Source organism: Calothrix sp. PCC 6303 (assembly GCF_000317435.1).
Taxonomy (GTDB): domain Bacteria; phylum Cyanobacteriota; class Cyanobacteriia; order Cyanobacteriales; family Nostocaceae; genus PCC-6303.
This window is the reverse complement of the sequence record NC_019751.1, coordinates 4232965-4246276: the sequence shown is the minus strand read 5'-3', so window position 1 is coordinate 4246276 and position 13312 is coordinate 4232965. Positions and strand designations below refer to the sequence as shown.

The window sequence follows — 13312 nt, the reverse complement described above, 5'->3', positions numbered from 1 at the left end:
AGTCTTCTAGTGGGGGTCGGGTAAGGGGAACAGGCAACAGTTTTACCTTTATTTTTCTGTTTTTCCGTATTCCAATAAATCTGAATGCAAGTTTTTTAAGCCTCAAACCCTTATTTATTTGCACTTTCCGTAGATAAAAATGCTTAAAGCATTGATAAATAAATGTTTTATAGTTATTCTGTAAGCCCTATTTATTTGCTCATTACCAGCATAAGAAGTTCAGAATCGAGTTAGCCAAATCCAACGCACTCAAAAAGCATAGCACCACATGTTGAACCTAGAATCCGCCATCCTACGCCATCCATCTGTAGTATCATCAGATACAATAGTGCTGTCGGCAGTTGAGAAAATGAGTGGGATCAAAGATTCTATGCCAGATGACAAGCCAGCAAGCTGTGTGGTGGTGCTAGAAGCTGAGAAAGTGCTAAGTGTATTCACAGAGCGTGATGTTATCCGATTGGTGGCGCAACAACAACCGATCGCCCAACTCACCATGCGGGAAGTGTTAACCCAGCCGCCGATCACACTCCCCGAATCAGCCCTAGAGGATTTGGCGGCAACGATCGATTTTTTACAACAGCAGCAAATTACCCACTTACCGATCGTTAATGAGCAGCAGCAACTTAGGGGACTTGTCACCTACGATGGCTTGAAGAAATTACAAGCTGAATGTACCCGAACAGCAAATAATTCAGAATTAACCAGTGAAATTAGCTATGCTTCCCTAGTAGCTGCCACGCCTGTGGGAATATTGCATACAAACCTAGAAGGGATTTGTACCTACGCCAACGATCGCTACTGTGAAATTATAGGCATTGAGCCAACCACACTGATGGGTCAGCCCTGGTATCAGGGATACAGTCCTGAAGATATGGAGCGAATCACCCAAGAATTTGAGCAATCTCTGCGTGAAAATCGACCGATGCGAATTGAGTACCGTATTCAACGTCCCGATGGCGCAGAGCGTTGGGTGTTTGGGCAATCGGTAATGGAGCGGGATGCGACGGGTCAACCGATCGGCTACGTGGGCACGATTACGGACATTAGCGATCGCAAACGCACTGAATTCCTACTAGAAAGTCAAAACACCATTCTCGAACAGATTGCCAAAGCAGAACCCATCAGAAGGATTCTGACAAATTTATTACGAGATATTGAAAGCTACATCTCTGGAAGCAGTTGCTCGATTATGCTTTGTCGAGATGGTTGGCTATGTGATACAGTCGCACCCAGTTTACCCCAGGAATATGTCGCCTCCATCGCCCAGATACCAATCGGCGATGGTAGCGGGACTTGCGGCACAGCAGCTTATCGACGGGAGATGGTAATTGCCAACGACATTGAGCAAGATCCCCTCTGGCAGGATTATAGGCATCTGGCATTACCACACGGCTTACGGGCTTCTTGGTCTGTGCCAATTTTGGGCAGCGACGAAAATTTATTAGGAGTCTTTGCAATTTATTATCGTCAGCCACAAGAACCATTATTCCTAGACATAGAAACGGTGGGCAAAGCTGCAAATCTTGCGGGTATTGCCATTGAGCGTGAACAAGCAACCCAAGCTCTGCAACATCTGAATGAGGAATTGGAAAGTCGGATTCAGCAACGCACCCAAGAGCTTCAGGAACGCGAGCAATTTTTGCAAACCGTGCTGGACACCTTCCCCCTATCCATTTTCTGGAAAGACCGCAATTCGGTCTATCTTGGCTGTAACCGTCATTTTTTGCGGGATGCCAATGTAACCAGTGTTGAGATGGTGATTGGTAAAACCGACTATGAAATGCCTTGGGGGGAAACGGAAGCTGAACTGTATCGCCAAGACGATCGCACGGTAATCAGCACTGAGACAGCCAAACTCGGCATCGTGGAACCGCAGTACCAAGCCGATGGACAACAAATTTGGTTAGAAACCAATAAGTTGCCATTACGCAATTTGCAGGGTGAAGTAGTTGGGGTACTGGGAACCTATCAGGATATTAGCGATCGCAAAAACATTGAGAAGCAGCTAATTCTCCAACAAAATCATCTAGAAGCCCTCCTGAATAATCTGCCCCACATTGCCTGGATCAAAGATGAACAAAGTCGGTTTATCGCAGTAAATCAACCCTTTGCTCAAGTTTGTGGCTCAACACCTGAAGCACTAGTGGGCAAAACCGACTATGACATTTGGCCCGCCGAACTGGCTCAAGGCTACCGAGATGATGATTTCCAAGTTCTCCAATCCCGCCAGCGCAAAGTGGTTGAAGAGCGAATTGCCCTAGCCGATGGTGAAATGGGCTGGTTAGAGACGACAAAGACACCGTTTCGGGATGCAGATGGTAATTTAGCAGGCACGGTGGGTATTGCAGCTGATATTACTAATCGCAAAACTGCCGAACTCGCCCTCATAGAAAGTGAGCGTCGCTATGCTAGTCTCGCCGCAGCTTCGCCTGTCGCTATTTACCGCATGGATGACCAACTAAATTGTACTTACGTCAACGAGTGTTGGAGTACAATGACCGGTAGACCAATGGAATCAGCTTTAGGGCGGGGATGGATTGAGGCGATCCACCCTGACGATCGCCCCAATCTCGCCCAAACCTGGGCTGAAGTTAATAAACAAGGACGACCCGATCAAATCACTTTAAACACTTGGACTGGTCGGCATTTGCGTCCTGATGGGACGATTAATTGGTTCTACGTTCAGACCGCCCGCGAATTTGACGATTCAGGTCATGTTATTGGTCATGTAGGCACTTTAACTGATATTACCGATCGCAAAATCGCCGAACTCGCCCTAGCAGAAAGTCAAGCCCAATTCCATCGCATGACTGAAAGCATACCGGGGATGATTTATCAGTACGTTCTTCATCCTGATGGAACAGATGAGTTGACCTATGTGAGTTCCCATATTCGACAAATCTTTGAAGTTGAACCCGAAGATGCGGTCTCAGATAGCACCCAAGTATGGGGTAAAATTCACCCTGATGACGTTCCTTGGCTGTGGGAGAAGATCCAAACCTGTGCAGAAAACCTAGAACCGTTCATCTGCGAATATCGTTTACTTTTACCACGGCACGGGCTGCGCTGGGTACACAATTCATCTAGTATCGAAAGACTGGATAATGGCGATGTGGTATGGGATGGGGTAGTCTTAGACTGTACCGAAAGTAAACAAGCCGAACAACAATTAAACTCCCTATCCGAACGGCTAGAACTTGCACTTAAAGGTGCAAAGGTCGGGATTTGGGAGTGGGATGTTATGGGCGATCGCCTCATTTGGGACGATCGCATGTACAGCCTCTATGGGATTGCACCAGAGGACTTTTCTGGACATTACGATGATTGGATCAAGCGGGTTCACCCAGACGACCGCAAACGGGTATTGATGGAGCAAGACCAGGCATTGAAGGGCGATCGCAATACTGATTCGGAATTTCGGGTGATTCATCCCGATGGCACGATTCGATTTCTCAGTTCCAGTGCCTTAGTGCAGAAAAATGATCGGGGCGAAATCCAGCGAGCGATCGGGCTAAATTTCGATATCACCGATCGTAAGCAAGCGGAAATCGAATTACAAAATAGTCAGTCCCAATTTCGCCGTCTCACAGAAAATGTCCCCGGCATAATTTATCAATTTGTTTTGCACCCCGATGGTCGGGATACTGTGACCTACATTAGCCCTCAAGTTGTCGAGATTGGTGAAGTTAGCGTCGAACTGGTGATGCAAGATTCAGCATACCTATGGGAGAAAATTCATCCCGATGATATCCCAATCATCCAAGCCAAAATCATGGAATCGGCTCAAAGCCTTAGCCCATTTTTATCTGAGCATAGACTGGTGACTTCCAGTGGACAAAAGTTTGTCAAGGTGATCTCCATGCCCTACCGCCAAGACGATGGAGCCGTGGTTTGGGATGGGATCATCGTTGATATTACCGATCGTAAAGCCGCTGAACTTCAACTGCAACAAACCAACGAAGAACTTATCCGTGCGACCCGCCTCAAAGACGAATTTCTTGCCAATATGAGCCATGAATTACGCACCCCTCTAAATGCGATTTTGGGTATGACGGAAGGACTTCAAGATCAAGTTTTTGGTGGGTTGAATGATCGCCAACTAAAAGCACTCAAAACCGTTGAAAAAAGCAGCAATCATCTGCTGGCACTAATTAACGACATCCTTGATGTCGCCAAAATTGAAGCAGGTCAAATCGGGCTAGATTGCCTAGCTACAAATATCACCAACCTTTGTCATTCCAGCCTTGCCTTTATCAAACAGCAAGCCTACAACAAACGCATTCAACTCGACTTAAAAATTCCTCCCCACCTGCCAGATATCAGTATCGACGAAAGGCGCATACGGCAAGTTTTAATTAATCTCCTCAACAATGCCGTAAAATTTACACCCGATGGCGGACAAATCACCTTGCAGGTTGACTATATCCAACAACAAATCAACACCGTTAGCGATCGCTATAGTGAAGGAGATACTTTAGAAATTAGTGTTATTGATACAGGTATTGGGATTGCGCCCGAAGATATCAATAAATTATTCCAGCCCTTTGTGCAAATCGATAGTTCCCTCAATCGTCGCTACGAGGGGACAGGATTAGGTTTAGCCCTAGTTAAGCAATTGGTTGAACTGCATGGTGGACAAGTCCATTTAACCAGTGAGGTTGGGGTGGGAAGTTGCTTTAGGGTTATTTTGCCTGCAAACCCGACGGCGATCGCTCCATCAAACACCACAACACAGGCAGAAATGCAGGAGAGCGATCGCATCAGTCTACCTGTAATTTTACTGGTGGAAGATAATGAAGCCAATATCAGTACAATTACGAGTTATTTAACTGCAAAAGGGTATCAAATATTTGTTGCTAATGATGGTCAGATGGCTCTTGATCTCCTTCAAGATGTCGATCCCGACTTGATTTTGATGGATATTCAAATGCCGGGAATGGACGGCATAGAAGCCATTCAGCAAATTCGTCAGCAGCCCAATTTCCAAAAAACTCCCATCATCGCCCTAACTGCTCTGGCGATGATGGGCGATCGGGATCGTTGTCTAGCCGCAGGAGCGGATGAATATCTGACCAAACCCGTCATTCTCAAGCAGTTGGCTGCTCAAATTAATCAGTGGATGAAAAATAATACCAATTTGAAAAAACAATGCGACAGATAGATATTTGTAGAGACGTAGCAGTGCTACGTCTCTACTGTTTGATGTGTTGCAATCATTATTTGAATTGGTATAAGTAATGAGTAATGGAGAGAAGTTGGCGCTTAGATCTTCTTCACGTCAAACTAAACCCTAAAAGGGCAGGCTACGACTTTCTGGAATGCCCGTAGGTAGGGCTATACGGAAGATTTAGACACCGACACAAAACGCGCTGTCGTCCTTGATTGTTGGGAATTAACCCTCCAAACTTTGTTAACAGGAAGGAATCAACGAAACAGTATAATTCATCTTATCTGGAAACCGCAGCACAGCTTAATTGTTGCGCTGGGGTAGAAGATTTATCAGCAACTAATTCAATTTTTCCTTGGGCATTACGATACCAACCAGTAGCTTGAACAAGGGTTTCTGGAGTTTGGGGAATTTTGGCTTGTACTGGTTGTGTTTTCCGATATGCAGAAATATCACGGATATCCGACCAAGTGCGTAGGCTATATAGTCCACCGGAGGTATCGCTCCTCACATCAAGACTTGGATTTTGCGGGATTCCACCCCTTCCCGTTGCCACAAAACTACTACCTTGATTCTCAGAACAACCACTAACTATTTGTTGTGACGAATCGGTGACATTTTCTGGCAGTTCAATTAACCCGGAGTTGGGATCAATACCAACGTTATTTATTTGTACCGTTCCATTCACATTATATTTGGAACTAGCGGTGATATCGTTACTAGAAACTTCTATAGGATTGAGGAGGTTACGGTATTCTAAACCTATAATTCCCTGAGTTGCAATTTGAATATTCCCACCTCGACCTTTCACCGCATTGGCAATAATATCGCTATTTTCTAAACCAATAATATTAGGCGCATTAATCGTGATATTACCACCATTACCAGTACCACCCGCTTCTGCACTGATGAAACTGCCACGACGCATCAGCAAAACATCACGCACTTGCAGATCAATATTGCCTCCTTCAACTGCATTGCTTTCAGAACGAAGTTTACTAGCTAGATCCAAATTGATACGATTACTTTGAATCAGCATATTACCAGCATCTCCCGAACCTAGTCCGCTAACTACAATTTCGCCGCGATCGCTAAGACTCAAATCCTGGGTGGTAACATATACTGAACCCGCAGTACCAGGACCTGTAGAAGAGGCAGACAAACCACTTGGACCAGTCGCATCAAGGGTATAACGCAGTTGACCACTTGGTACTTGACTTACACCTGCAATATTGATGATATTAGCTTGAATCGAAATATTTCCAGCTTGACCGTAGGTTTCAGTTGAAGTCGAAATTCGCCCTCCGTCCAGTAAGTTAAGCTTGGCAGTATTCAGAAAAATATTACCACCTTGTCCTTTACCTAAACTAATCAGTTTGGTCGTAACTACATCATAGTTACCGTTTGTGGATGCAAAAAATCGTGTTGAAACTCCTGCGGAAGAACTCCCAGCTAATGTTACTTCGTTAGCATTAACGATGATATCCCCCGAAATACCTTCACCATAAGTACCAGTCCGAATACCAGGACCATTCAATACCTCTAGTTTTTCGACATTGAGAATAATATCTCCACCCCTACCTGTTGCATTTTCACGGATGCTAGTACTCATTCCTGTCAAAAAAGCAGGTTCATTTGTTGCCGTTTCACCTGTCACATTTAAGTTCTTTGCTGTAACGATGATATTACCACCATCACCTGTTCCTCTGGCACTAGAGCGAAGTTCAGCCCCATTACGAATATTAACTTGTGTGGCATCAACTGTGACATTACCACCCCCACCTTTGGAACCATTCATCGTATTCGATGCGATGGTACTTGCACTAAATCGCAGTCTTGTAGGCACATGGATTGCTTCCCCAATCACATTAACAGTTGTACTCTTGACGGCAATATTACCCGAATCTCCAATTCCATGAGTACGGGTGTTAATTTGGGCACCATTTAAAATATTGACAATAGGTGCTTCGATTGTGATATCACCACCTCGTCCTGTAGCATTTACTTGGGAGTCAGCAGCAATGCCTGTGTTGGAAAGAGCTGCTCTACCAATTATTTCAAGGGAATCTGAGGCTTTGACTAGAATACCTTGTCCTGAACTTGTACCTGAAGTGTGGGAAGTGATAGTTGAAGAATCAGACAGGGTTATTTTTTGTCCTTGAAGAACAATTGCACCACCTTGCTTTCCACTTGCATCAATTTTAGCTGCGTTACTAAAGTTCATATTTTGGAACTGAGTCACCGCATTGTAATCTAAGTTAAATCCAGCAGTGTTTGTAGACAGCCCCACAATATTATTTGCAGCGACGCTCCCTAATTCAACTCTGCTATCGCTAGCAGTAATCGTACTCTTGTCAAAAGTTAAGTTATTTCCCACCAATGCAAATGTATTTTTTGCTGGAATTGCTAATTTTGCACCATTAACGTTAATGGAACTAGACTTACTGCCAATTTGCAAGCCAACTGGCACACTTATGGTGAGTAAAGGTGAATCCACTGGATTTGTAGCACTAAACTTGGAACCATCTGCAAATAATAAACTTTCGGCAGTAGTGCCAACAAAGGAACCACCAATATTTAAGCTGGCATTTTGTCCAAATATAATTCCACTGGGATTGAGCAAAAATAAATTTGCGCTACCGTTTGCCTTAATTAAACCGTCAATATTGGAAACACTACCACCAGTCACACGACTAAAAATATTCTGTATATCTGAAGCGTTGTTGAAGAATGCAGAACCTTTGCTGGGAATAGAAAATTGGCTGAAACTGTGAAATAAATTATTACCAACTCTATTCCCGTCAGTGATGGTGAAGTTGTTACCATTTTCTAAGACGGTTGTTTTCAAAGTTGCATCGGGAATTACTTGAGCGTTAACCGAAGTGCTGTAAATCCCACAGGCTAATACTCCACTAATTAAACTAAATCCAGCCCAAGTTACTTTCATCACTCCATCTCCGTTTTCACCTATGTATATAGGTTTCCCAGTAAAGTATTTTTTATAACGTAATCAATTTTGAGAAATTGCAGCACAGGTTAATTGTTGTACTTGGTTAGAAGATTTATCTACAACTAATTCAATTTTTCCCTGTGCATTACGATACCAAGCAGTGGCTTGAACGAGGGTTTCTGGTAATTTAGGAATTTGGGCTTGTACTGACTGAGTTGTGCGGAATGCCGAGATGTCACGGATATCCGACCAAGTGCGTAGGCTATATAGCCCAGCGGAGGTATCGCTCCTCACATCAAGACTTGGATTTTGCGGTATTCCCCCTTTTCCTGTGGCGACAAAACTACTACCTTGATTTGTAGAACAACCACTAGCTATTTGTTGCGATGGATCGGTGACATTTTCAGGTAACTCAATTAAACCAGAATTGGGGTCAACGCCAACATTATTAATTCGGATTGTGCCATTAACATTAAATTCGGAACTAGCAGTAATATCGTTAGTAAGGTCTTTCGTAGGGGTGAGGGTATCGCGGAATTCTAAACCAATAATATCTTGAGTTCTAATTTCAATATTGCCACCCTTGCCTTTAAATGCATTGGCAATCATATCGCTGTTTTCTAACCCCAAAATTATGGGAGCATTAATAGTGATGTTGCCACCGTTCCTAGTTCCTTTAGCTTCTGTCGAAATGAGGCTGTTGTTTCGTAAAATCAAGTCAGATTTGAGATTTAGGTTGATGTTACCACCTTCCCCAGAAGCAGTATTAGCAATTATTTGACCCTTGTTGTCGAGTCGTAAAGAATTGGCATTGATATTTAAAATTCCGCCATTTCCCGATCCTTCATTATTAACAGCAACTCTTGCTCCATTATCTATTAGCAATGTAGGAGTGTTAATGGTTAAACTGCTAGCATTTCCAGTAGGGAGATCAGGAAGTCTAAATGTTTGGCGAAAAGTTATTGGAAAAATTGGAGCTGATGCGGTAATACTGCTTGGTCGTTCACCATTTGGACTACGACCCCTAACTTCTATTGATTTGGAAGCATTAATGGTTATTTTGTCACCAGCACCACTACTGAAGGTTGAAGTAGTAACACTTGCTCCATTCTCTACAATCAGTCTGGATGTATTGAGATTCAAAGAACCACCATTACCTTTGCCAAATACAGTTGATCCAATATTAGAAGGAGATAAATTTCTTGACTCTACACCCTTAACTTCTATAGTTCCAGCAACATTCAGATTGACGTTGCCACTATCACCTTGTGCAAAATTGGTAGTATTAATTAAGCCGCCATCTGTAATTTTTATATTCGATGCAGTGATGTTCACATTGCCAGATTTTTTCGGGCTAAAGTTAGTGGTCAAAACTCCACTATTAAGAACCGGATTTAGCTGTGCTACACGATTAATTTGAATATCTCTGGCAACATTTACATTAATATTACCTCCAGAGTCAAAACCATAAGTTCTTCCCAGGACAAAACCTCCGTCATTTAGATGTAAATCTCCGGCATAAATATCAATATCAGCACCTTTCCCTAAACCTAGATTTTCAGTCATCAAGCGACTAGAAATAACTCCTGTAACAATTCCTAAATCTGGCGCTATTCTCACATCTCCAGAAAGGTCTAAAACACCTTTTGCATCAACGCTAATAATATTAGGTTCTTGGCTTCCCACAGTTTGAATCAAGGCAGCAGAACCATCTTTCAGACTAATATTGTTCCCTTGTAATTGAATTCCACGACTAGTTAATCCACTTGCATCTAGTAAAGACTGATTTACAAGTTGAATATCTCCAAAACTCTCAATATTTGTATAATCCAATTGAAAATCTGAGGATGTGGAATTAATATTAACTGTGCCTGCTTTGACTGCACCTACTTCAACTCTGCCATTTTCAGCAGTTAAAACCCCACCTGACAAAGTGACATTTTGCCCAACTAATGCGATCGCTTGTCCGGAATTCACTTCTAAGGTTGATTGGTTATTATCCCGAATTACAGGGGTGAATCCTCCTCCTGTCAATTGATGTCCCTTTCCTTGTAATTGAATGTTTCCTGAATTTGTGCCCATTTGTAAGCCAATAGGCACGCTCATCGTCAACAACGGTGTACCCGTGGGATTCACCGCACTAAATTCAATCCCATCGGCAAACTTGATACTATTCGCGGTTGTTCCCACAAAGGAACCACCTATATTCAAGGAGGCATTTTGTCCAAATATCATTCCACTCGGATTGAGCAAAAATAAATTTGCGCTACCGTTTGCCTTAATTAAACCGTCAATATTGGAAACACTACCACCAGTCACACGACTAAAAATATTTTGAATGTCTGAAGCGTTGTTAAAGAATGCAGAACCTTTGCTGGGTATTGAAAATTGACTGAAACTGTGAAATAGATTATTACCAACCCGATTTCCCTCAGTGATGGTGAAGTTATTACCATTTTCTAAGACGGTTGTTTTTAAAGTTCCATCGGGAATTACTTGAGCGTTAACCGAAGTGCTGTAAATCCCACAGGCTAATACTCCACTAATTAAACTAAACCCAGCCCAAGTTACTTTCATCACCCCATCTCCGTTTTCACCTATGTATATAGGTTTCCCAGTAAAGTATTTTTTATAACGTAATCAATTTTGAGGAATAGCAGCACAGGTTAATTGTTGTTGCATTTGAGTCGAAGATTTATCTGCAACTAATTGAATTTTCCCTTGGGCATTACGATACCAACCAGTGGCTTGAACAAGGGTTTCTGGTAATTGAGGAATTTGTGCCTGTACTGGTTGTGTTTTCTGATATGCAGAAATATCACGGACATCAGACCAAGTGCGTAGACTATATAGCCCAGATGAGGTATCGCTCTTCACATCTTGATTAGGATTTTGCGGTATTCCCCCTCTTCCCGTAGCCACAAAACTACTACCTTGATTCCCTGAACAAGCACTGGCTATTTGTTGTGATGAATCGCTGAGATTTGCTGGTAGTTCAATTAAACCGGAGTTGGGGTCAACAGCAACATTATTAATTTCTACATTGCCGTTGATACTAAATTGAGAACTAGCTGTAATATCGTTCGTAAGGTCTTCTCTGGGGGTGAGAGTATCGCGGAATTCTAAACCAATAATATCTTGAGTTGTAATGTCAATATTGCCACCTTTACCTTTGAATGCATTGGCAATAATATCGCTATTTTCTAAGCCAACAAGAATTGGTGTATTGATATTAATATTACCTCCATTACCGTTACCCGCCGATGTTGCACTAATCAAGCTATTATGGCGTAGCAACAATACATCGCTGACTTGTGAGGTAATATTGCCTCCCTCACCAGATGCTGTTTGAGCTTGAATACTACCTTGAGTATCTAAGAATATTTTATTGGCAGATATTTTTATGTCACCACCGTTACCTGTACCTTGGTTGGTTACACTAACTGCACCACCATTGCTCAGTGTTAGAGTCGGGGTGTTTATATTCACAGTTCCCGCATTCGCTGAAAGAACCTTGGGCAAATTGAATAACTGTTGGAGTAATGCTGGAGGGGAAAGGACGGCTGAGTTAATACTGCTATTATTAGTTTGGCTGCGTCCGTCAATTAGAATGGATTCCGTCGCATTAATGTTTAAATTTCCAGCTTCACCAATCAAGAAGGATGTAGTAGCAACCGCTCCTCCATTGAGCAGTTGTAATCGCTTTGTATCCAAAGTTAAGGTTTGGGCATTACCTGTACCATAAGTGATTGCACTAATGTTGCTATAGAGTCCTGCCGGGTTGTCTCCTGTAACAGTGGTACTCTGACTGCGAATAGTTACTTGCCCCGTGGAACCAGTTGCAAATGTGACTGAAGAGATGGCTGCTCCCCCAGAAACGACTAAATTATTACTGTTAATAGAGAGATTGCCTGCTGATTTACCAGTTCGGGTAGTTGTAGTCAGAGCTGTTACTCCAGTGGGATTGATGGAAGAGAAACCAGATAACTCGACTGTCCCAGCATCAATCTGAATGTCGCCACTGGCAGCGAATCCGAAAGCATTGTTGTTGACTCCTGCACCTTGGGAGACAGTTAAGTGAGGAGTGATGATATGGATGGGTGAACCTGTACCAGTATTCAAGCCCTCAGAGCGGATGCCACTACGAATTTGGGCGTTGGCTGTTGTCCCCACAATATCAATCCCTTCTGAAGCTTGTAAAAAAACTTCACCCCCAGCGACATTTCCCAGATTTTTGGAATATATAATTGAACCATCGCTGATTTGAATGTGTTTTCCCTGCAACTGTACGGAACCAGCATTTAATGCCCCTACAGTTGGTAATGCTCCTATAGTGAGCAACGATTTTTGAGTGAGTTGGATATCTGCAAAGCTTTGTCCGCTCTCATAACCTAACTGATAACCTTGGGAGATAGGATTCAAACTAACCATTCCGACTCCGCTTAAGCTTCCCAATTCTACCCGTCCTTGAGGTGCGTTCAAGGTTGCCCCGGTGAGATTTAAGTTGCCCCCTACCAGTGCCAAGGTTTTTCCTGGTTTTACTCTCAATTCTGAAGCACTTGGGTTTTGAGTGATGGGGGCAATAGTGCTGACAGATGTTAGAGCATGACCTCTTCCTTGAACTGCGATCGCACCTGGATTACTGCCCATTTGTAAGCCAATAGGAACACTCATCGTTAGTAACGGTGTTGAACTGGGATTAGTTGCACTAAATTCCACTCCATCAGCAAATTTAATACTATTCGCCGTTGTCCCCACAAATGACCCACCAATATTTAAGCTAGCATTTTGTCCAAAGATAATTCCACTGGGATTGAGCAAAAATAGATTAGCGCTACCATTTGCCTGAATTAAACCATCAATATTAGAAATGCTGCCACCAGTGACACGACTAAAAATATTTTGAATGTCTGAAGCGTTGTTGAAGAATGCAGAACCTTTACTGGGAATAGAAAATTGACTGAAACTGTGAAATAAATTATTACCAACTCGATTCCCGTCAGTGATGGTGAAGTTATTACCATTTTCTAAGACGGTTGTTTTCAAAGTTGCATCGGGAATTACTTGAGCGTTAACCGAAGTGCTGTAAATCCCACAGGCTAATACTCCACTAATTAAACTAAACCCAGCCCAAGTTACTTTCATCACCCCATCTCCGTTTTCACCTATGTATATAGGTTTCCCAGTAAAGTATT

General features: G+C 42.9%; 4 protein-coding genes. 1 reads left to right on the top strand and 3 read right to left on the bottom strand.

Annotated elements, in window-relative coordinates; genetic code table 11:
• The first annotated feature begins 268 nt into the window (after positions 1–268).
• A complete protein-coding gene (locus CAL6303_RS28595) occupies positions 269–5161 on the top strand; it encodes a PAS domain S-box protein (RefSeq protein WP_015199118.1) in 4893 nt (1630 codons plus the stop codon).
• Between the two features lie 286 nt (positions 5162–5447).
• Here the strand turns inward: CAL6303_RS28595 and CAL6303_RS17355 are convergent, their stop codons facing one another.
• The 3 genes from CAL6303_RS17355 to CAL6303_RS17345 form a co-directional block, all read right to left on the bottom strand.
• Positions 5448–8114: a filamentous hemagglutinin N-terminal domain-containing protein gene (locus CAL6303_RS17355; RefSeq protein ID WP_015199117.1), complete on the bottom strand. Its 2667-nt coding sequence runs from the start codon at positions 8112–8114 to the stop codon at positions 5448–5450.
• 63 nt (positions 8115–8177) lie between these two features.
• Positions 8178–10694 (bottom strand): filamentous hemagglutinin N-terminal domain-containing protein, encoded by a 2517-nt coding sequence (locus tag CAL6303_RS17350; protein WP_015199116.1) that lies wholly within the window; start codon positions 10692–10694, stop codon positions 8178–8180.
• A 63-nt stretch (positions 10695–10757) separates the two neighbouring features.
• A complete protein-coding gene (locus tag CAL6303_RS17345) occupies positions 10758–13262 on the bottom strand; it encodes a filamentous hemagglutinin N-terminal domain-containing protein (protein WP_015199115.1) in 2505 nt (834 codons plus the stop codon).
• Between the last annotated feature and the right edge of the window lie 50 nt (positions 13263–13312).